The sequence below is a fragment of the Micromonospora sp. NPDC093244 genome, from assembly GCF_040683695.1.
In the GTDB taxonomy this organism is placed as follows: Bacteria; Actinomycetota; Actinomycetes; order Mycobacteriales; family Micromonosporaceae; genus Micromonospora.
Genome location: NZ_JBFBEO010000002.1, coordinates 1181738 through 1203653, shown reverse-complemented (window position 1 = coordinate 1203653; position 21916 = coordinate 1181738). Strand labels below are relative to the sequence as shown.

Annotated in this window: 16 protein-coding genes and 1 pseudogene; 10 read left to right on the top strand and 7 right to left on the bottom strand. The window is 67.5% G+C overall.

The features are described from left to right. Positions 1–36 precede the first annotated feature (36 nt). The 4 genes from AB0N27_RS15775 to acs form a co-directional block, all read right to left on the bottom strand. Positions 37–531: a hypothetical protein gene (locus AB0N27_RS15775; protein WP_364369163.1), complete on the bottom strand. Its 495-nt coding sequence runs from the start codon at positions 529–531 to the stop codon at positions 37–39. A 103-nt stretch (positions 532–634) separates the two neighbouring features. Then, entirely contained in the window at positions 635–3076 is a 2442-nt protein-coding gene (locus AB0N27_RS15770; protein WP_364370756.1) for an immune inhibitor A domain-containing protein, read from the bottom strand. Between the two features lie 345 nt (positions 3077–3421). After that, a complete protein-coding gene (locus AB0N27_RS15765; protein ID WP_364369160.1) occupies positions 3422–6217 on the bottom strand; it encodes an immune inhibitor A domain-containing protein in 2796 nt (931 codons plus the stop codon). A 261-nt stretch (positions 6218–6478) separates the two neighbouring features. Beyond that, positions 6479–8443, bottom strand: a complete 1965-nt coding sequence (gene acs / locus AB0N27_RS15760) for an acetate--CoA ligase (RefSeq protein WP_364369157.1) — start codon at positions 8441–8443, stop codon at positions 6479–6481. A gap of 247 nt (positions 8444–8690) precedes the next feature. On the opposite strand from acs, the gene AB0N27_RS15755 reads away from it, so the two are divergent. After that, a complete protein-coding gene (locus AB0N27_RS15755; protein WP_364369154.1) occupies positions 8691–9437 on the top strand; it encodes an oxidoreductase in 747 nt (248 codons plus the stop codon). Positions 9438–9495: 58 nt separating this feature from the next. Here the strand turns inward: AB0N27_RS15755 and AB0N27_RS15750 are convergent, their stop codons facing one another. Next, positions 9496–10299 carry an HAD-IB family hydrolase gene (locus tag AB0N27_RS15750; RefSeq protein WP_364369151.1) on the bottom strand — a complete coding sequence of 268 codons (804 nt, stop codon included), beginning with the start codon at positions 10297–10299 and terminating at the stop codon, positions 9496–9498. Positions 10300–10771: 472 nt separating this feature from the next. Between AB0N27_RS15750 and AB0N27_RS15745 the strand changes: the two genes are divergently transcribed. Both AB0N27_RS15745 and AB0N27_RS15740 read left to right on the top strand, forming a co-directional pair. Continuing rightward, positions 10772–11119: a creatininase family protein gene (locus AB0N27_RS15745; RefSeq protein ID WP_364369148.1), complete on the top strand. Its 348-nt coding sequence runs from the start codon at positions 10772–10774 to the stop codon at positions 11117–11119. A gap of 184 nt (positions 11120–11303) precedes the next feature. Next, positions 11304–11750: a CPCC family cysteine-rich protein gene (locus AB0N27_RS15740; RefSeq protein ID WP_364369145.1), complete on the top strand. Its 447-nt coding sequence runs from the start codon at positions 11304–11306 to the stop codon at positions 11748–11750. Positions 11751–12901: 1151 nt separating this feature from the next. Here the strand turns inward: AB0N27_RS15740 and AB0N27_RS15735 are convergent. After that, positions 12902–13213, bottom strand: a complete 312-nt coding sequence (locus tag AB0N27_RS15735) for a hypothetical protein (protein ID WP_364369142.1) — start codon at positions 13211–13213, stop codon at positions 12902–12904. A gap of 638 nt (positions 13214–13851) precedes the next feature. Here AB0N27_RS15735 and AB0N27_RS15730 point away from each other — a divergent pair. After that, positions 13852–14397: a hypothetical protein gene (locus AB0N27_RS15730; protein WP_364369139.1), complete on the top strand. Its 546-nt coding sequence runs from the start codon at positions 13852–13854 to the stop codon at positions 14395–14397. Positions 14398–14751: 354 nt separating this feature from the next. On the opposite strand, the gene AB0N27_RS15725 is transcribed toward AB0N27_RS15730, so the two are convergent. Further along, positions 14752–15201 carry a hypothetical protein gene (locus AB0N27_RS15725; protein ID WP_364369136.1) on the bottom strand — a complete coding sequence of 150 codons (450 nt, stop codon included), beginning with the start codon at positions 15199–15201 and terminating at the stop codon, positions 14752–14754. Positions 15202–15414: 213 nt separating this feature from the next. Between AB0N27_RS15725 and ssd the strand changes: the two genes are divergently transcribed. The 6 genes and pseudogenes from ssd (at position 15415) to AB0N27_RS15695 (ending at position 21614) form a co-directional block, all read left to right on the top strand. Continuing rightward, positions 15415–16521: a septum site-determining protein Ssd gene (gene ssd / locus AB0N27_RS15720; protein ID WP_364369133.1), complete on the top strand. Its 1107-nt coding sequence runs from the start codon at positions 15415–15417 to the stop codon at positions 16519–16521. After that, positions 16518–17354: pseudogene (locus AB0N27_RS15715) on the top strand (TadA family conjugal transfer-associated ATPase); the annotation flags it as partial. The gene ssd and the pseudogene AB0N27_RS15715, both read left to right, overlap by 4 nt. Positions 17355–17397: 43 nt before the next feature. Then, the gene (locus tag AB0N27_RS15710; protein WP_364369130.1) at positions 17398–18072 is read left to right on the top strand and encodes a hypothetical protein; all 675 of its coding nucleotides are present in this window, start codon (positions 17398–17400) and stop codon (positions 18070–18072) included. A gap of 472 nt (positions 18073–18544) precedes the next feature. Continuing rightward, entirely contained in the window at positions 18545–18802 is a 258-nt protein-coding gene (locus AB0N27_RS15705) for a hypothetical protein (RefSeq protein WP_364369127.1), read from the top strand. 266 nt (positions 18803–19068) lie between these two features. After that, entirely contained in the window at positions 19069–19389 is a 321-nt protein-coding gene (locus AB0N27_RS15700) for a hypothetical protein (RefSeq protein WP_364369124.1), read from the top strand. After that, positions 19386–21614, top strand: a complete 2229-nt coding sequence (locus AB0N27_RS15695; protein ID WP_364369121.1) for a hypothetical protein — start codon at positions 19386–19388, stop codon at positions 21612–21614. The genes AB0N27_RS15700 and AB0N27_RS15695 overlap by 4 nt, the downstream gene beginning before the upstream one ends. The last annotated feature ends 302 nt before the right edge of the window (positions 21615–21916 follow it).

Below are 21916 nucleotides of genomic sequence, written 5' to 3'. Positions count from 1 at the left end.
TTGTCCCCTACCGGCACGGCAGTGGGTGCCGGCGGGTCACCTGGTGACGATGCTGACGCGCACGCCCGGGCCGCAGTCGACCTCGGAGGATCGGGAGATGACCCGGAGGGTGACGAAGCTGCCCTCGGTCAGTTTGCCGAAGCCGGTGCCGTGCACTGCGTACTCGATGCCGTCCTCGGAGACCAGCCCGTAGCAGGGGCCTGATCCGCCCCTGGTGATGTGACCGGAGACCAGGTCGGACGCTCGCTTGTCGGTCGGGCCCGTCGGCTTGGGTGGCTTGGGCGCGGCGGGGAGGCTCGGCCGGACGGTGCGGGACAGCGGCGGTGGGGCGGTGCGCCCGGGCGGAGGCACCGTGAAGGGGGATCCGGTCGGGGCGGCGACTGTCGGGACGGGCTCGGTCGGGACGGGCTCGGTCGGCGTCGGAGTGCGGGACGCCGAGGAGGCGCTGTCGCTGGCCTGCGGCTCGGCGCAGGCGGTAATGGGCAGCAGGAGGAGCGCGGCGAGGACTGTGACGCGGGTGGTGGGGGGCACGGTGGTGAGACGTTCCAGCAGGTCGAACGGTTCCGGCCGGAGATGGGGCGACGCCCGGGCAGATGAACTGCCCGGGCGCCGCTGGGTGGTACGGGATCAGTGGTCAGCTGATCCGGATCTTCATCGAGGTGCCGTCCTGCTCCAGAACCCTGATCTTGACACCGGTCGCGGGAAGCTTGACGCCGTGGTTCGGCAGCTCCTCGTAGAAGTACTTCTCGGTGTCGTCGAACAGCGGCTCAGCGGCCTGACCGCGGATGTACTGCGGCTGGCTGTTGAGGTGCAGGGTGAACGAGTCGGCCTTCTTGAGGCTGAACGGAGCGTCGTAGACCTGGACGCGGGCCCGCCACGGAGCGCCGGTCAGGTTGTAGATCGGGCGCGGGTGCGCGTCGATGTACAGGTTACGACCCTCACCCGGGTGACCACCCGGGTTCGTCGCCGACGCCGGTGCGGTGTTGTTGTCCGACCAGCGGGTGTTCCAGTACGAGATGAGCAGGCCCTCCTGGTACGCGTAGTGGTCCACCCAGTCCGGGCGGGTGTTCGCGTAGCCGAAGAAGTACGGGCCGGTCTTCAGGTACTTGTCGTACGAGACGTACGACCGGTTGCCGGCGATGTAGTAGTTGTCGAACAGCCGGGTGTAGGTCGCCTCGACCGTCTGGAACTTGTCGAAGGTCCAGCCCGCGTCGGCGGTCTCGGCACCGTCGGTGAACACCGTCTGACCGTCGGCGGTCACGGTGATCGCGTCACCGAAGAAGCCACCCTCGGACACGCCACCGTCGGTGACGTAGTGCAGACGGACCTGCGCCGCCTTGCCGGCGAGCGAGGTGAGCGGGATGTTGATGTCCGCCCAGGCGCCGTTGCTGGTGCCGGCGAGGGCCGGGCGGCCAGCGCCGTCAACGCCGATCGGCTTGCCGTTGACAGTGCCGTCCAGGTCGATCCAGGTCTGACCGCCGTCGGTCGATCCCTCGAAGTAGAGGAAGTCGTAACCCGCTTCGATGCTGTACTTGCCCTTGAGCGACAGCGCCGCCGAGGACTTGCCGGTGAGATCGAACGTCCTCGTCATCTTGCTGTCGAGGTCGTCCTCGTTACCGGAGAAGTACTGCTTGGACCCTTCGAACGGGGCACCGTAGTTGAACGTGTACTCCCGCTGGGGCAGCACCACCACGGCGGCCTGGGCCTTGTCGGAGTTGTACTCCTGCGGGCCGAGCGGCAGCGTGCGCTTCTGGCCCGCGACCACTACCTCGTAGTCGAGCCAGCCGAGCTGGAGCTTGTTCCAGGCACCGAGGTCGCCACCGCGGTCGCCGATGGCCGGGTCGTTCTTGGCACCGAGCCGGCTCTGGGCCATCAGGGTCCAGTGCTCGTTGCTGTTGTCGGCGGGTCCGTAGTCGTCCGGCAGGCCCAGGTCGTGGCCGTACTCGTGGTAGAAGACGCTGCGGCCACCGTTCTCCGGCTGGATCGTGTAGTCGCGGATCCAGACGCCGGTGTTGCCGATCTGGGTGCCGCCGATCGGGAAGTTCGGCGGGCCCACGGGCGAGCTGTTGAACGCCGACCAGCGGTGGCTCCAGATGGCGTCCTCACCCTGCTGCGGGTCACCGTCGGCCTGGTCGCCGCCGGAGTGGACGATCTGGAAGTGGTCGATGTAGCCGTCCGACTCGTTGAAGTCGCCGTCACCGTCGTAGTCGAACCGGTCCCACTGGTCGTAGGACCGCATCTCCTCGGCGATCTGCGCGTCCGTACGGCCCTTGGCCTTCTGGTCGGCGACCCACTGGTTGGCGGCGTCGCGGATCAGGGCCCAGGTGTTCGAGCAGACGTTGTCGCCGCAGACGGCGGGGTCGTTGGCCGGGTTTTCCGTGTCCTCGTCCGCGATCGGGTCGTCGGAACGACCGTAGCGGGCCTCGTTGTACCGGACCTTCACCCAGTCGGTGACCTGGCCCTCGACCGTGTACCGGCCGGAGGACTGGGCCTCGTAGTACTGCTTCAGCGACTCGTCGCCGGGGTTGGTGCCGAAGTAGACCTGACGGAAGTGCTCCGGGCTGAAGTCCGGCTGCCAGATCGTGGAGTTGTCCACGGCCCGGTTGGGCTGCGGGATCTTGTTGTGCAGCGGCCCGTCGAACGTCGCCGGCCCGGCGATGTCCGGGTTCATGTCCTTGTCCGGGTAGGACGGGTGCCGCTCGTCGCCGAACTCGGCAAGGATCACGAAGATCTTGTCGGTGCGCTCACGCTCAAGCTCGACGTACTGATCCTGGGTGGCCTGTGCGCCAGCGGTGCGGGCGTTGGCGTTGCCGCCCGCCTTGCCGACCTTACCGACCTTGACGACCTTGCTTCCGTTGCGCTCGATCGGCTTGCTGCGACCGCTCAGCACGTCGCTGAGACCCTGCTCCCGCAGCTCGCGACGCTTCTCCTCGAGCTTGTCGGGGAGCTCGTCCTTCAGCGTCTGCGGTTCGGCAGCGGCCGGTGCTGCTGCCGGCAGTTTGGGCTGAGGCGCCGCCGAGGCGGACGGGCCGAATGCAAGACCCGTCGCCGTCAGTGAGAGCCCGATCAGACCCACTGCGACTTTGCGCACGTGGTACCTCCGGTGTGAGGGAACCGGCCCAACGGGGGTACAGGCCGGTGGGAGATCGATCCCACGAGTGGGACCAATGGTGAACATAGACACTGCTGGGACGGGTGGGAAGATGCACGCGTCGATTTGTTGCAAGATTTTGTTCGCGGTGCTTTTCTCCGTCACACACCCGCGCTTCATCAGCCACGCTGGTCAGCCCTGCTCGTCCGAACGTCTCTACAGCGACGATTTTCGATCAATTTGATCGGCCGTACGACAGTGGGGCCGGGGGCGTCTCCGCCCACCGGCCCCACCGATACCGCTGTTGTCAGTCGCCCAAGCGGGAAACCGTCACTTCTTCGCCGGGGTGACGAAGATCGTGGCCGACGAGTTGTCCTTCGCGGCCTTCTTCACCGTCAGCGAGACGCCGAAGTTCACGCCCGCGTCACCGGGGTTACCGGTGCCCAGGACGATCGCGCCGCCGCCCAGCGTCACGCCGTAGAACTCCGGCGCCGGGCTACCGTCCGGGTTGGTCACCCGGGTGGTGTACGGCGCGTTGTTCCGCGACGGGAGCACCACCGAGGCGTCGTTGTCGCGGGCGTAGGGAGCCCCGTCCCGCATCTCGATGCCCGGGTACCAGCCCTTGGCGTCGGTGAAGGCCTTCACCGGCTTCTGCGCCTTGAACTTCGTGCAGTACTCGCTGTACGGCTCGTCCGCCGCCTCCAGGCACTCCGTGAAGGGGTACGTCTTCTGGAGGCCGAAGGCCGCGTTCGCCGACTGCGGACGGCTGGGCAGGTTGTCCGTCACCGACGGGTCCTTCACCGCCGCCTCGCCGGTGCGCCGGTACGGGTCGAAGTGCGAGTCCACGATCAGGAGCCCACCCTTCGCGCCGTAGCTGGGCAGCGCGGTCATCTGACCGGTGACGTGGTTGACGTCGCCGAGCGCGGTGTCCCGGTACCAGACCAGCATGCCAGGCGCGTTGTACGAGATCCGGTCCACCTTCCACGCCTCGTGGGAGTAGATCGTGTCGTACGCGTACTTGAGGCCCTTGTCGAAGCCGTCGAAGTTGCGCCACTCGGCCAGGTAGTAGTGGGCGTGGGTCTCGACGCCGCCGGAGACCTTCCAGCCCGCGCCTGTGGTGTCGACGAAGGTGCCGCCGGTGGCGGTCCAGCCGTTGTCGCCGCCCTCGACGTCGTCGCTCCAGGTGGTGGCGCCGCCGCCGGTGACCGAGAAGTCGTCGACGAACCAGTTGCGCTCCTCGAACGCCTCGTCGGTGGCGAGACGCAGCCGGACCTGGACGGTCGTCCCGGCGTACGCCGACAGGTCGACGTAGTCGTGACGCCAGCCGTCGGTGCTGCCGGTCAGGCCGTACTTCTTGCCGCCGAAGTCGTTCATCCGGCCGTTCGGGTCACCGTAGTTGTCCGGGGTGGTGACCACGGTGCCGTCCTCGGCGTAGACCTTCTGCTCGGTCCAGGTCGTGCCGCCGTCGGTGGACAGCTCGAGGAAGCCGTAGTCCCAGTCCTCCTCGATGATGTAGTTGTTCCACATCCAGAACTTGGCGTCGGCCGCCGACGGCACGTCGACCGAGCGGCTCAGCTTGACGTCCGCCCAGCTCTGGTCGTTGTTGCTGTGCCACATCTTGGTGCCGCTGTGCGGCGTGGCAAGCGTCGTGATCTTGTCCGGCAGGTCGACCTTGATGCCGTCCTCGGAGTCGATCGGCGTACGCGAGGTCTGGCCGAGCTTGACCTCACGCGGGTTCGATCCGGGGCGGATGGTCAGCGGGTCGGCCCAGCCGAGCACCCACTTGTCCCAGATGCCCATGTGGGTCGGCAGCGCCTGGAAGATCTCACCGGAGTGCGATCCCGAGGCCATCAGGTCCCAGAAGTCCACGTCGGAGTCGGCGTTGCCGGAGGTGTCGTAGAGGTCCGGCAGGCCCAGGTCGTGGCCGAACTCGTGGGCGAAGACGCCGACGCCGGCGTCCTCCGGCTGCACGATGTAGTTCGACACCTTCAGGTTGGTGCCCGGGATGGTGTAGCCACCCGGAACCGAGGAGGAGTGCGCCCAGACGGCGTACACGCCCTGGTCGCCGCCGCCGCGCGACTTGCCCTGCCCGGCGTGCACCAGCACGAGGTGGTCGATCACGCCGTCCGGCTCGAAGAGGTTGCCGTCACCGTCGCGGTCGGCCTGGTCCTCGATGTCGTAGTCGGCCCACGGGAAGTTCGGGTCCTTCGCGGCGAGCGCCTCGATCGCGTCGCCCGCCAGTTTGCCCGCGCCGGCCGGGTTGTCCGGGTGGCCGTTCATCGACTGCTCCCGGCCGGGGACCCAGTTGCCGTTCTCGTCCTGGGTGCAGCGGTTGGCCGCGTACCAGCCCTCCGAGTGCGGCACGGTGATCCACGGGCTGGCCTGCCCGTCCACCGTGTACGCGTTCTTGGACATCTCCAGGTACATGTTGTGCATCGTGCGGCCCGAGATGTCGATGCCCTTCTTGCCGTCCGGGCCCCTGAGGTCCGTGCGGACCCGCTCGGTGATGCCCTTCTTGCTGTACAGCATCTTGTTGTAGTGCGACGGCGAGAAGTCCGGCACCCACATCGAGTTGTTGTCCTCGTGCGGCAGCCGGCCCGGGTCCGGGATCTTGTTGTGCTTCGGCCCGTTCTGCACGGTGCCCGGCACGCAGGTGCGGTCCTCGAACACGGTCTTCGGGACCATCACGTTCGTGAAGTCGTCGTTGGCCTTGTCGTTGAACTCGACAAGCAGCGTCAGCAGCTTCGCCGTCTGCGTGGTCGGCGCCTGCTTGATCTTGCGGGGGTTCTTGCCGGTCTGGATCGACTTGGCCTCGATCTTCGCCAACTGCTTGGCGGTGACCGGGTTGCCCCGGGCGTGCTTGCGGTCGAATGCGCGGGCCGCGTCGCCGGCGGGCGCGTACACGCCGCCCTTGCCCTTCACCTCGCGGCCGGTGCTGTCGGGCTGCACCTCGGGCTCGGCGTAGTTGATGTAGTACTCGTCGGCGCCGATCACCGCCCGGGGGGTGCCGGACGCCGACTGGGCCGCCGCGCTGCCACCCACGGTCAGTGTGGTGGCCGCGAGGGCGATGGCGGGTAGCGCGACGAGTAGTCGGCGGCGCGACCCCGGATGGGAGTTCTTGTTCATGCCACTCCGTTCTCGGCATGGGCTGAGGACGTCGGCGGTCCCGAGACGCGGTGAGGGCGCATCGACAACACCTGACGCGCGTGAAACTAAATGAGAAACAAGCCAAACGGCGGGATCGTGATCGATGCGTTATCTGCGCGTCCTTGCCTGGACAGTCGAGGTCCGAGATCAGCTGGGAGCGCTTCCGGTCGTACCTCCACAAACGACGACGGGGGTGACGGTCCGTCCGGACCGCCACCCCCGACGGGGGTACGCCTGCCGTCAGTCCTCGTCGGACTTGGCGCCGCTCATCCCGGAAGAGATCAGCTCCATCACCGACGAGTCCTGCAACGTGGTCACGTCGCCGAGCGACCGGTTCTCCGCCACGTCCCGCAGCAACCGGCGCATGATCTTGCCGGAGCGGGTCTTCGGCAGCTCCGGCACCAGCATGATCTGCCGCGGCTTGGCGATCGGGCCGAGCGTCTTCGCCACGTGGTTGCGCAGCTCAGAGATGAGCTGCTCACCTGCCTCGCCGGCGATGTCCGTGCTGCCGCGCGGGATGGCGAACGCGACGATCGCCTGACCGGTGGTCGGGTCCGTCGCGCCGACCACCGCCGCCTCGGCCACCGACGGGTGCGACACCAGCGCCGACTCCACCTCGGTCGTCGAGATGTTGTGCCCGGACACCAGCATCACGTCGTCCACCCGGCCGAGCAGCCAGATGTGCCCGTCGTCGTCCTTCTTCGCGCCGTCCCCGGCGAAGTACATGCCCTCGAACCGCGACCAGTACGTCTCGATGAACCGGTTGTCGTCACCCCAGATGGTGCGCAGCATCGACGGCCAGGGCTCACGCAGCACCAGGTAACCGCCACCGCCGTTCGGCACCGACTGGCCCTGGTCGTCCACCACGTCGGCCACGATGCCCGGCAGCGGCGTCATCGCCGAACCTGGCTTCGCCGCCGTCACCCCGGGCAGCGGGGAGATCATGATCGAGCCCGTCTCGGTCTGCCACCAGGTGTCCACGATGGGCAGCTCACCCCGGCCGACGTGCTGCCTGTACCACATCCACGCCTCGGGGTTGATCGGCTCGCCGACGCTGCCCAGCAGGCGCAGCGACGACAGGTCGAAGCCGGCCGGGATGTCCTCGCCCCATTTCATCATCGTCCGGATCAGGGTGGGAGCCGTGTAGAGGATGCTCACCTTGTACCTGTCGACGATCTCCCAGAACCGGCCCTTGTGCGGCGTGTCCGGGGTGCCCTCGTACATCACCTGGGTGGCGCCGTTGGAGAGCGGCCCGTACACGATGTAGGAGTGCCCGGTGACCCAGCCGATGTCGGCCGTGCACCAGTAGACGTCCGTCTCCGGCTTCAGGTCGAAGACCGCGTGCGTGGTGTACGACGCCTGCGTGAGGTAGCCGCCGGTGGTGTGCAAGATGCCCTTCGGCCGGGCCGTGGTGCCGCTGGTGTACAGGATGAACAGCGGGTGCTCGGCGTCGAACGGCTGCGCGGTGTGCTCGGCCGACGCGGTCTCCACAGTCTCGTGCCACCAGTGGTCCTTTTCCGACCAGGCGACCTCCTCGCCGGTGCGGCGGACCACGAGCACGTGCTCGATCGACGGGCAGCTCGCCACCGCCTCGTCCACTGTCGGCTTCAACGCCGACGGCTTGCCCCGCCGGTAACCGCCGTCGGCGGTGATGACGACCTTGGCGCTGGCGTCCTGGATGCGGTTGCTCAGCGAATCGGCGGAGAAACCACCGAAGACCACACTGTGCGCCGCGCCGATCCGGGCGCACGCCAGCATCGCCACCGCCGCCTCCGGGATCATCGGCAGGTAGATCGCCACCCGGTCGCCGGCCGTCACCCCCAGGTCGGTGAGCGCGTTCGCCGCGCGGCAGGTCAGCTCGTGCAGATCCGCGTACGTGATGGTGCGGGTGTCACCCGGCTCGCCCTCCCAGTGGATCGCGACCTTGTCACCGAGGCCCGCCTCGACATGCCGGTCCAGGCAGTTGTACGCCACATTGAGCTGCCCGCCGACGAACCACTTCGCGAACGGCGGATTCGACCAGTCGAGGACCTCGTCCCACTTCTTCGACCAGGCCAGCCGGTCGGCCTGCTTCGCCCAGAACGCGAGCCTGTCGCTCTGCGCCTCGGCGTACGCGTCGACTGTGACGTTGGCGTGCGCGGCGAGTTCGGCTGGCGGGGGGAACTGGCGCGTCTCGTTCAGCAGATTTGCCAATGCCTCGCTCATGCCGTGACTCCTCGTCCTCGGGGTGGTGACCTGCGTCTCGCTGCGGATGAGGGTAGTCGTGGCGTCCCCGACCGGCGAACGCTGCCCACTCCGTCGCGCCGAGCGGCCACCGGCGCGCGCCCGGCGGCCCGTCAGTGCCCGGACCGGCGGGTACGCCTTGATCGACCTCGCCCCGAACCGGGTGGTCCGGGTCGCGATGCGGGCGGGTGCGACCCGCCACGCCGGGCCGGGTCGCTAGCGTGGGCGGGTGACCACCGATCCGCTCGCCCCGCTGCTCGCGCTCGCCGACATCGCATCCGCCGTCGACCAGGCCCGCGAGCGCTTCGACCAGGCGCTCGGGCACCGTGCGCTGCGCCGCAACGGCGGACAGGTCGCGGCCGAGGTCAGTCTGCGCTCGGCGGTGGCCAGCGCCGCCGTCGAAGGGGCCGTGCACGAGCGCGAAGAGGTCCGGGCCGGCACCGTGACCGACCCCGTACTCCAGGGGGCGTTGCGGGTCGCCGGTGCGCTGCCCGGGCTGAGCGAACTCTGGCCCCGGGCACCCCGGCAGGCCCTCGCCAAACTGCACGTCCTCGCCGCCCGCGACATCGTGCCGGAGGCCGAACTGGGCCGCCCGGTGGCCGACCCGGTGGTCGCCGCCCGACTCGACGCGCTCGCCGGGCTGGTCGCCCGCGGCACGAAGGTCTCCCCGCTGGTGCTCGCCGCCGTCGTACACGGGGAACTGCTCAACCTGCGCCCGTTCGCCGGCCCGTCCGGCGTGGTGGCCCGCGGCGCCGCCCGCCTGGTGCTGCTCTCCAGCGGCCTCGACCCGCGCGGCCTGCTCGCCGTCGACGTCGGTCACCGCGACCGCGAACCGGAGTACGTCGGCTCTGCCGGCGCCTTCGCCACCGGCACTCCCGACGGCCTGCGCTCCTGGCTGCGCCACTACATGGCCGCCGTCGAGGTCGGCGCCGACCAGCTCACCGCCATCGGCGACGAGATCCTCGCCGCCGCCTGACCCCGCGCCGGTCAGCGGCGCCGATCATCGGGGCGTGGCTCCGACCCGGGAGTGGGTGTCAGGCCGTGGTGGCGGCGCGGGTGCGCCGGTGCCTGCCGTACCAGGCGATGCCGATGGCCACGCCCACGCCGACACCCAGAGCCGCCGCGGCCACCGGGACGGCAGGCCGCTCCCGCAGCCGGCGGCCCAGCGGGATCGGGTGCCGGAACTCCAACACCGGCCACGCGTTCTCCGACGCCAGCCGCCGCAACTGCCGATCCGGGTTCACCACACTCGGGTGCCCCACGCACTCCAACAGCGGACGATCGCTGTACGAGTCGGAGTAGGCGTACGAGTCGGCAAGGTCGTAGTCCCGCAGGGCGGCCAGCTCCGTGACCGCCTCGACCTTGCTCGGACCCGCCGCGTAGAACTCCACCTCGCCGCTGTACCGGCCGTCGCGCACCGTCATCCGGGTGGCGATCACGTCGGTCACCCCGAGCAGCTCACCGATCGGCCGGACCATCTCCTCGCCCGACGCGGACACCAGCACCACGTCCCGACCGGCGGCCTGATGCTCCTCGATCAACGCGGCGGCCTCGGCGTACACGTAAGGGTTGATCAGCTCGTGCAGCGTCTCCGCGACGATCTGACGGACCTGCTCCACCTGCCAGCCCTTGCAGAGCGCAGCCAGATAGTCCCGTGTTCGGGCCATGGTCTGCTCGTCGGTGCCGCCCAGCCGGAACATCAGCTGCGCGTACGCCGACTTGACCACGTCACGCCGGGTGATCAGCCCGTCCCGGTAGAACGGCCTACCGAACGCCAAGGCGCTCGACTTGGCGATGACGGTCTTGTCCAGATCGAAGAAAGCGGCACTTCGGCCCACGGCGCGAAAGTCTAGCCCGATGGTCTATCGTCGGCGGGTGCCCGGGGTCACGCCACCCCTCAGACCTGCGGGCCGGCACCGCCATCTCCGCTCCGCGTGATCACGCTCACACTGCGCGAGGATATTTTCGCACTGAGTGGAGACGGCACCACTCGACGTGACGGGCGCGCTCAGGCAGACTTGTCGGTACGACGAGCTTTCACATCGACGAAAACAGACAGACCCTCGGCGGTTGCACCCCCCGTGACCGCTGAGTGGTTCGGCTCGACCCCCCCGGAGCCGAACCATCGACGACCCCCGTCTCCCCCCGACGGGGGTCGTCCCTTTCCGGGGAGCGCTCCACCGCAGCTCACAGGTCGTCCTCCGGCCCGTCCAGAACGTCCAGGGACGGCGTTTCTGCGGTCGGAGGCAGCAGAGAGGCAGCAGAGCCGTCGAACGCCTCCAGAACCCGGGCGGCGTAGTCGTCCGGGGTGTGGGTGTACCGGTAGCGTCGAGCACCTGGTCCTCATCAACGGACACGGCCTGGACCAAGGCTCGTGCCGATGCGGGCATGGAGACCGGCAACCACGAGGACATGCACGCGGGCGAGCTGGAGACATCGCTACTACTACACGTCGCCCCCGAGCTAATCCGAGCTGGCAATGAAACCGCGGACTGGACGGCCGACCACCGGCCGCACCTGCTCACGCCCGGCATGGCTGCCTACACCAGCAGCGGCGTCATCGGTCGACCCTCACTCGGCACCGCCGAGAAGGGCATAGCTGCTCTAGACAGCCTCACCCGATCGTTCGGCGAACATCAGGGGCGCCTCCGCCTCTGACCAGGTCGGCCGGACTGCCGGCGATGTCGGGTCTCAACACCTCCGTGACAGATCAGTCTCAGAACGTAGGTGACAGGTCCAGCTAGACGACCTTGTTGGCCTCGGGCGGTTCGTGCCGACAGAGTTGCGAACCGCTCTGGTCGGCGAGCGCTGGCACCACCTCCTCCCCGCAGTAGGTCTTCCTATGCTGAGCGCGATACTCGAACTTGATCGACAGAGAGAGATACCGAGGATGGACGAGCATGCCGGTAAGCAGGAGGGGCCGTCCGCAGAAGAGCTGGCGCGCCGCGCCAGGTGGTTTGAGCACTACATGGAGGCGTTGAACCAGCGATCTGTAGTTGCTGCACCAAGCGGCGGACCGTACGCGTGTCCCTGCTGCCGGCACCCGACGCTTGAGGGGCGAGGTCACTTCGAAATCTGCTTCGTCTGCTGGTGGGAGGACGACGGGCAGGATGAGGAGGACGCTGACACGGTACGAGGCGGCCCCAACGGTTCGCTCAGTCTGACGGACGCCCGGCGTGCCTACGCCGAACGGCCGGTCAGCCTGGCGGATGCGCGGCGTGCCTATGCCGAGCGACAAGCCCGTTGGGAAGAGCGCAGACGCCGCCGACCGACGCCCGAGACGACTTGACGTGACCGGCCGCACGCCGGTCGCTTACGCGCTCTCGCGGAATGTCACCCAGGTCCTGATACCGATCTGTCACGTAGGTCCCGAGACCGGACACCGGACTGCCGGCAAAGTGGTTCGAACTTTCTGTACGTCTTCAAGGCGGCCCTAGACGGGCCGCGCGCCGCCGCCTGGGCGCGCGTCTGACCCCTCCCTTAGCCGGTCGGGGCCAGCCATGCCATCGCCCGTCGGCTGGCGCGGAAGCGGGAAGCCCAAGGGGCCGCCGCTGACGATAGCGCCGAGGGTGGTTGAGGTTCGTAGGCCGGCAGCCGGCCGGGCCGCGCCCGATCGGCGCGGCGCAGCGTGGGGGCACGCCGGGTCCACGCGGCAGGTCGCGGCCGTCGGGGTCGGGGTTGGCGGCGCGAGTGTGCCGGGCCGCCCCTCCAAGCTCAAGGGCGCTACGCGTCGCAAGCGACGGCCCTACGGGCCGCCCTTGACCTCGGAGCCTCTGCGACCCTCGGGCAGGAGTCGTGGGCAGGCCGATGGCCTGCCCTTACAAGGTGCGCCGCCAACCCCGACCCCGACTCGTCGCCGGTCACCCCAGAGCGTCAAGGTCCGCTTGATGTGGGGGACCGGGAGGCGACCCGCCCTCTATGAGGCGGGTCGACGGCAAACGGAATGAGGTTCGTTTGCACTGGGGGGAGGTGTCGCTACGCCCTTAAATTCCCGCTTAAAAAGTCGTCACGGATGAGGTCCGCATGCTTTCCCGCACCTTGCAGCGAAAGAGTCGCGAGGCCATGTTGGTAGCGAACCTCAAGCGAGGAATTATATAAGAGTTCATAGCCAGGGGCGATTACAGGGTAGAAGAGAGAGGCCAACTCATTGAGTCCCCAAATCTTCCTGCTCCCCCCGTTGGACAATCTTCTCGTGTAGCCCATGTGCTTTGTGCAATGCGCATCAGCAGGGCGAAGAGCTGCATGCTTAGCAGCCAGTTGCGAGGGATCGCGGAAGATCGGATCATCTAGAAGTGCAGCGCGAATTCTATGCAGAGAGGCATAGAAATAGCAAACTGCCGCCCATTCCTCACCTCGGGCAAGTAATGAGTCGGCAGTTTGATGGTGGGCTACCGCCCTAGCTGCGTGGTCGGCAACCTGGAGGACTGGCCGCGTCATGGGTCAGCAGCCGGAGTAAGCGAACTCGCGAGAGCCGGCCGCCTCCGCTACTCCACCAGAATCTTCGTGGTCGAGCAGACTAATAGCGAAGCCAATCGAGAGTTCGTCGAGGTAAAACTCGCGAGCACTGATTAGGCGCGCCATTACGGCGGTGTAATCCTGATCGGATAGTGAGTGCGTCACGTAGGCGGTAACGATGGCTGTGCAAAGATCTTCGTTGGCGGCAATCCGAATTTCAGAGACTGGAAACTCGTGCACACGGTCGCAGATCATGTTGCCGAGCGAGTCGATGAGATCCCGAAACTCCTGGTCCATCTCTCCCCTTCCGCCCGAAGATCGGGTTTCCCAGCTTCCACGGATACCCGACCTGTTGTGAATGTAACCCATATTGACGCTAAGTAGTCGTCCTGTAGCCGTAGTTGAACCAACAACGTACCGCCTGTGTCAACCGTCCCGCCAACCAGATCTTTGCTCTCGAAGTCCGTTTCGCCTGGTTTGAGGGTACCAACGAACGGCCCAGCGGGAGGGTGATGGGCCAGTTCCCGAAAGTCTGCACCTACGCCTGTGGGTCACTCGACTCCCTGGTTGCTAGGAGGACCTTAGAGGAAGGGGTCAGGGGAGCCGCTTGACGGTTGGGTGTAGCCAGACGAGCGCCGGGCTATCCACAAACAGGTGACTACTGCCAGGTCTATGGCCGAACCCTGGCTGCTGGCAACCAGGGCGAGGAGCGGCAGTATGTGAAGTTCGCGTAGACGTCTTGGAGATCATCGGGCACAGATCCGGCACAACCGGGAGCGAGAACGCATGCGAAACATGGAGAGGTATCAACAGCTACGACCCACGTTGAAACGTCGAACAGTCCGATATCAGACGCTCCCCAGCAGCCCTACGGGTTAGGGGTTCGAGTCCATGCCGGGACCTGATGAAGTTGACGCGGTCTGCATGATCGGTGTGTGACGCCACTCTGGGTGCCCCTCGCGGTTGCGGTGATCGGCGTACTCGGCACGCTCTCCTGTGGCGTCGCGGGCGTGCTGATCACGCAGCGCCGATCGGACCGGCGAGAAGATAGGACCTGGGAGCGAGAACGGGCACGTGAGCGCGAGCGGTGGTCCCGAGAGGATGAGGCCAGGACGGTCGATCATCGCCGCGAGTCCTACGTCGACTTCTACGACTCACTTAAGGCCATGGCACGGTTGGCTTATGACAAGGGCTATGGCTTCCTTGACGAGCCCGAGCTGCCTGACGCCTGGCATGCACCGGCCTTCGAGCGGCTCAACCGTTTGAGGATCTACGCTGCGCCCCCAGTTGCTGCGGCAGCCGCTGCGGCCTACAACGCGGCCTGGCAGTGGGGACATGGTTGCAGGCACGACGACCCGGATGACCCCAAGTTTCATGAGGGGCAGGTCGCGTACGACCACGCAGAGATCGATCTTTTGTTGAGGATCCGGAAGGACTTGGCGATTCCTGGCAGTGGTATGGACGTAGGTGCGTTCATCTGAGCGTTCGGCAGCTCGCAGCCAGTGGTGGAAGCCAGCTAGCCTTGATCGTCGTCCGGGAGCGAGAGGCCACCCGTCGTGCAGGTGGCCCAACAATGAGGCAGCACCAGCGTTGACGAGGGTCCGACCTGGACAGCAAGGGACGACGCCCGACCCCTGTTCAGTGACGCAGGCCGCCACGATTCGGTAGTAGCCAACAGCTTGAGACCGCGTCCCCCCGACGGGGGTCGTCCCTTTCCGGGGGAGCGCTCCACCGCCGCTCACAGGTCGTCCTCCGGCCCGTCTGTGGGCGTTTCTGCGGCTGTACGCCAGTGACCGACTGCCGGCGTGTCTGACCCCACCACGTGCTACTGGTGTTCAGTCCCAGAAGTTGAACAACAGCTCGCCGAGGGTGGTCGGCTTCCAGTAGCTGATCTGGTCGTGCTCGCCGGGGTCGAGGGCGCTCAGGTCGATCTGTGTCAGAGGGGTCTGTACCTGGTCGACGGTGAGGGCCTGGACGTCGGTCAGGTTGGTGATGACGGCGGCGAGGCCTGGATGGTCGATGAACGTGACGGCGACGTCGCCGATGGCGTGGGGGCGGGCGAAGGCGACGAACGGCAGCGTGGTGTGCCGCAGCACCGCGATGTGGTGTGGGGCGTCGGCGATATCGACCGTGTGGAAGTTAGGCGTGACACCTGCGGGAGTGACGCCGGTGACGGTGGCGTCGATGGCGCGGGCCGCGTGGTGACAGACGGCGGTGAAGGCCGCGAGATCCGCGTGGGTGCCGGGCGGCCGGTCGAAGCCGGTGGCTCCGGGCGGCAGCTTCATGTCGGGCTCCGTGGTCGTCGCGGTCGGTGCAGGCTATCCGGCGGTGTCGTGGAGGTACGGATCCGCGATCCTCGCGCATAGCAGATCCATTGTCCCGGTGGGCGTTGTCCACAGGCGCCCCAGTTATCCACAGAAGGCCCGTCAGGGGCGTTCAGCGAGGGCTGGTCGAGAGCAGTGTCGGCGGCACAACCGAGCCGACCGCTGGAGGCCGCGATGCCACCCCGTACCTCCGTTCCACCCCCGATCAGACGGCTTCCCCTGCTCGTCACCGGCGACGATGACCTGCTCGACGATCTGCTCCGGCTCGCCGCCGCCGGCGGCACCGAGGTGGAGCTCGCCGCCGATCCCGCGGCGGCCCGTACCCGCTGGCTTCCCGCGCCTCTGGTCCTGCTCGGCGCCGACCAGGCGCAGTCGTGCCTGCGGGCCCGTTTGCCCCATCGGCCCCGGCTGGTGCTTGTGGGCCGGGCCGGTCAGCTCGACCCTGGTTGGCAGATCGCCGAGCTGATCGGCGCCGAGCATGTCGCCACGTTGCCGACTGCCGAACCGTGGCTGGTGGACCGGTTCGCCGAGCAGAGTCCCGGTGATGCTGACGGCTCCGGCGCGCGGATCGTGGCGCTGTTCGGCGGGCGCGGTGGCGCCGGCGCGAGTGTTCTCGCCGGTGGCCTGGCGGTCACCGCGGCGCGGGCGCGGCTGCGCACTCTGCTGGTCGACGCCGATCCGCTCGGCGGTGGTCTCGACCTCGTACTCGGTTGGGAGCAGTTGGAAGGGCTGCGCTGGCCGTCGCTCAGTGGCGCCGACGGGCGGGTCGACGCCCCAGCGTTGGTCCAGGCGCTGCCCAGCCGGGGCGACCTGGTGGTCCTCTCCTGGGATCGCGGCGACCTGCTGGCGTTGCCCGCGTCGGCGATGGCGGCGACAGTCGACGCCGCCCGACGTGGCCGGGACTTCGTGGTCATCGACCTGCCCCGGCAGTTGGACGACGCCGCCGTGGTCGCGTTGCAGGCGGCTGATCAGGCGTACGTCGTCGTACCTGCGGAGTTGCGCGCCGTCGCCGCTGCCGCCCGGGTGGTGGCCGCCGCCGCTCCGCACTGCGCCGCGCTCTCGGTGGTGGTGCGCGGGCCCGCCCCGGGTCGATTACGTGCCACCGAGGTGGCGCGGGCGCTCGGGCTGCCCCTCGCCGGCACGCTGCGCCCCGAGCCGGGGCTGTGTCGGGGGTTGGAGCGGGGCGAGGCGCCGGCCGCCGCCGGGAAGGGGCCACTGGCGGCGCTCTGCCAACGGATGGTCGCCGACCTCACCGGCGTACCCGCGGCAGGTGCGGCATGACGGGCCGGCCGGACGACCCCTCCCTCGCCGCCCGGGTGCGGCAGCGCATCGCCGGTGCCACCACCCCGGTCACGCCTGCGGCGATCGTGTCCGCCGTACGCGCGGAACCCGCCGCCGCGGTGCTCGGCGACACCGCCGTGCTGCGCATCGCTGACCGGGTGCACGACGACCTCGTCGGCGCCGGGCCGCTGGCGCCGCTGCTGGCCGATCCGGAGGTGACCGACGTACTGGTCAACGGCGTCCGCGTGTGGGTCGACCGGGGAGCGGGGCTGCACCAGGTCCCGGTGCCGGTGGGCACAGTGGAGGACGTCCGCCGGTTGGCGCAGCGACTCATCGCCAGCGCCGGACGTCGGCTCGACGACGGCTCCCCGTACGCGGACGCCCGGCTGGCCGACGGCACCCGGTTGCACGCCGTGCTGCCGCCGGTTGCGACCGAGGGTCCCTACCTGTCGCTGCGTACCTTCCGGCACCGGCCGTTCACCCTCGACGAGCTGGTGCGCCAGGGGACGGTGCCCCGACCTGTGGCTCCCGTGCTCGCTGCCGTGGTCGCCGCCCGGCTGGCGTACCTGGTGACCGGTGGCACCGGGTCGGGCAAGACAACCCTGCTCAACACACTGCTCGCCCTGGTGCCGGCGACCGAGCGGATCGTGCTGGTGGAGGACGCCGCCGAGCTGCGCCCCGGCCATCCGCACGTGGTGGGGCTCCAGGCACGTACCGCCAACGTCGAGGGGTCGGGCGTGGTCAGTCTCGGGGACCTGGTCCGGCAGGCGCTGCGGATGCGGCCCGACCGGCTGGTGGTGGGCGAGTGCCGGGGCGGTGAGGTGGTCGATCTGACGACATGACACCGTTTCGAACACCGGAGTAGCCATGCCTCACATGAACACTGCCGAGGTCGCCGAGGCCCTGGGAACCACCCCCCGCACCCTCCGTCAGTTCCTCCGGTCCCCGTCGTCCCCTGTCAAAGCGGTTGGGTCGGGTGTTCCGTACAAGTTCAGCGAGTCAGACCTGCCGACCCTTCGGCAACGGTTTGCCGACTGGAACTGGACCGGCAAGCCCAAGGCGAAGACAACCCGCGTCAACGCACGTCCCCAGCGCAAGGACGGAACGTGTGACCAGGAGCGCCAGCGTGATGAGGCGGTGTGGGCCGAGGACGGACCGGTTGTGCTGGAAGACCTCGACGATCCCGAAGTGCGTGCCAAGGTCCGGCGCATAGCGGCAGAGCAAGAGGCCCGGCTAGAGCTACGGTTGCTCGCCGCTGGCTTGCACATCAGCCAGGGTGCGCAGGTCGACAGCGTGCGTCTTCGCCCGGAACCTGGGGACGCAGACGAGGATAAGCCGCCGGTTCGGGTTGAGAGGCGTAAACCGACGTGGACTCGCCCCCCGGGGTCGCGCTGGCCCAACGCCAAATTGACCAAAGCTGAGGCTGATGAGATCCGATCGTGGTATGCGGAGGGAGGAGTCAGTCAAGCCGAAGTAGCCCAGCAGTACGGAGTCAGTCAGACCCAGATCAGCCTCATCGTGAGGGGCAGATGCTGGAAGTCAGCTTCGTGATGGACCACACCGGACACAACCACCCCGCTACCACTGCCGCGCGTCGTCGGTGCCGGGAGGGCAGGCCGCCAGTCGGGCAATGCGACGACGGCTACCGGCCCGACTACTTGACCAGGTACGACCACGTACCGCCCCAACCGGACCCATTCGATTCATGGTGGGCGCTCGCCTAGAGGCCCTGAGATCGCCCTAGAGACGCTGGTGGGTGCGGGTTGGGGTATCCGGCGGTGTGGGCACATGCCCAACGCTCTGCGACGAACTCGGAGCCCAGCGTCTAGTTCGGTGTTCGGGGTATGGTGATCACGCACCGGATGGCCGTACGGGCGGTCGTTCTGGGGTGGCGAGGTAGCGCTGGGTCGACGCTGCATCTGTCTTCAACCGAGGAGATCCACCAGGCGGGTCACTACCCGCTTACCGACGTCTGGTGGTTCCTCGGTCCGTTCCTTCGGGGCGGGAGACAGGAACACCCCTCGTGCCTTCCCGATTCGGCGATCAGCCCGCGCGCCTGTTGCTGCGGCGTCGCGGCTACATCCTGAAAGACCTTTCCGAGAAGATCGGCGTCCCTGAACGTCACTTCCTCGATGCCCTGGCCGGACGCATCCGCCCCAGACCAGAGGTCATCAACGACCTTCCGGCGCTGGTCGGCATCCCGGTCACGAAGTTGTTCACCGAGCAAGTCCGGGCCAAGCCGTACGACGCGAGCAAGAACCCGTGGCGAGGGCTGTCATGACCGCCTCACGTCGACGGATGGACTTCCGCCCCCGGACTGTCGCTACCTGTTGGCCCGAGGCTGAGTGGCCGACCCCGGAGACATTCGAAGAGGTTGCGGCTCAGGCTGCCGTTCGTTCGGCCCGTGAGCAGGGGCTATCGCCGGTAATCCAGGACCTGTCCATCGTGGGCAACCTGGCCACCCTCTGGCGCAAAAGGTGAGGGCTCCCGCACGGCCGCTGCGCAGGAGCCCTCGTGGTGAATCAATCCGAGAAGTGAGCAAATCATATGTCTAACTCCGAAACTCCCCAAAACGGAGCCACCCCCAGGTGGATCAACTTCACCGAGTCCCCCTGGCCGCCGGACTGGGCGCGGGACCTGCTTACGAAGCAAGACACCAGCCCGCACATCTTCACCCTGCTGCACGACGAAGGCTTCTGCGAGGCCCTGACGTGGGGTCTCGCCCTGGCTCCGACGCCCGCGCAGTTGGAGGCGGGTTACCACTTCATCCTGTGGATGTTCGCCCTCTACCAGATCGGTGATGTCGACCTGCTCAACGAGGTGTACCAGGGCCGCTGGAACTACCTGACCGGAGGGCACGGGGGATGACTGCGACGAAGAGGAAGATCGACTTCGGCAAGCCGGAGCTGGACCACCTTCGGTGGGTCTTCGCGGGGACCAAGGGCCACAAGTTCATCGGGATCTACAACCGGTCGACGGGCAAGATGACCGAGCGGTCTCACCAGTGGTTCCGTACGTACTTTGCTGAGGTCACGCAGCAGATCGAGGCGGGCGAGCCGATCGAGGTCTTCTACTGCCCATTGCCCATGTCCACACCCGACCGCAGCGGCGGCAACAGCACTGATGACCGGTGGGTGGTGTGGGCCGATGCCGACAAGGGCCTGACGGAGATCGTCAGAGCAACGCTGAGGCGCTGGGGGTTCCGCATCGTGTCATCGGGCACGCCCGGCCGGTTCCACGTCTACGCACGGCTCTCGCGGTCGGTCACGCTGGCCGAGCACCGGGCGATTCAGGAAGGGCTGGCCGCGCTGGTTGGCGGTGACCCTGCGGTCAAGCCGGACTCTGCCTATATGCGGGTGCCCTTCAGTTGGAACTACAAGCACCTGCACCCCGACCCAGCCAAGCGCAACGACCGGCCGTACCCGGCGGAGATCATCGAGTACGGCCGGGAGCGGATCGACGCCGACAAGCTCATGGCCCGGCTGCGGGTGTACGTGAGGGCGGCAGCGAAGCAAGTATCTGTCGACGTTGCTGACGTGCCGGTGCCGGACAACCTGCCCAGCCACATCAGGCGCCTCACGCGGGAGCAGGTTGAGGATGGTGGGTCGCGGTACCGCATGGCCTACAAGGCCGTTAGCCGCGTGATCGAGGCGGGCTACACCCGCGACCAGGTACATGCCATCCTGGCGAACTACGCGCCGGGTGTGGACAAGTTCGACAGCCGATCCGGCGGGTGGCCCGAGCAGATCGACACCATGTGGTCTAAGCGCATGGACCAGAACGACGACGGGAAGTACACCATCGTCGGGTCTGTCGAAGACGGTACGGCTGTGCTGCGCAGGGCCCGCCCGGTCGAGCCGTGGACGGGCGAGGAAGGGTTCTGGAGCCGTCGCGCCCTGTTCCAGCACATCTACCGGTACGCGAAGGCCAACCGCCTGTCTCCGTGGGGCCTGCTGGGCACGATCCTCGTCCGGGCGTGTGTGGCCGTAGAACCGGGCGTGGTCTTGCCCGACGAAGGGTCGCTGAATCTGTTCTTGGCGCTCGTCGGGGTGAGCGGTCAGGGCAAGGGCCGCCTGATGCGCCATGCGGGCAAGTGCGTCGAGGTGTTCTCCGACATCCAGCCGCACAGCATCGGGTCGGGCCAGGGCATCCCTCACCTGTTCAAGAAGCGGGAGAAGGACGGCAGCATCACCACCCTGGCTACGCGGGTCCTGTTCGAGATCCCGGAGGTCGACAAGTTCGCTGCCCTGACGAAGGGCGGGGAATCGACGCTGGACAGCGAGCTGCGGCAGGCGTACTCAGGCGAAGCCCTCGGCGGGGCGTACGTCGACCCAGCCAAGCGCCTTCCGATCGGTGCCCACACCTACCGCCTGGGGCTGGTCATGGGTGTGCAGCCCGACCGCGCCAAGGTGCTGTTCGAGAAGGCTGGCGGCGGTACGCCTCAGCGGTTCGTCTGGCTGCCCGCCTACGACGACGCGATGGATGAGGTCCGGCCTGCCTACGACGCAAAGACCTGGGAGTGGAACAAGCCCGAGTGGTCCGGTGAGATGGGCGTGCCAGCCGAAGCCCTGGACGAACTGGACAAGGACCTCTTGCGCCGGAACGCGGCAGGCTTCGACGCCGAAGCGCTGGACTCCCACGCCCTGCTCACTCGCTTCAAGGTCGCTGCGGTCATGGCGCTGCTCGATGGGCGGATCGACGTCTCGTCGGAAGACTGGCAGCTCGCCAAGGTCGTCATGGACGTGTCGAACCGTGAGCGCGACAAGGTGTTAGCTCGGCTCAACGAGGTGAACCGTCAGGCGCACGTCCAGGCGGGTCGCAACGCAGGTCTGCGCCAGATCGTCGCGGAGCGCCAGGTGAAGAGGTTGACGGAGGAACGGGTCCAGAAGATCCGCGACAAGGTGCTCGCTGCCCTAGGCACGTCGGAGACGGGGTCGCTGTCGCTCAACGAGTTGAAGAAGACGCCGAGCCTGAAGAGGTCCGCGGCTGACCTGGAAGAAGTCCTCGACGGGATGGTGAGGGATGGACTCGTGAACGCCACCAAGGGACGAGGCGCGCAGATCAAGGGCACTCGATACGCGCTGCCGGATTGACCTACCGTTACCGGGTACGTTCCGCATTCTCACGTACCGGGTACGCGTACCCGGTAAACGGGAAACGGAAACGGGCACATGTATACAAAAGAAAGAAAATCCCGCTCTTACGTAACGTCACTCGGTCGGGTCGTTACCGGGTACGCGTACCCGGTAAAAAAGCGTACCCGGTAAAAGGCGACGGACGGCCCTCATGCCTTCGGGTGTGGGGGCTGTCTTCGTAGGTGATGACCGTTCTCCTGGTCTCGCGATTCGTAGGTCGCCACCTCACCTCTGTTCTGGCTGGCAATGTTGTCCACCCA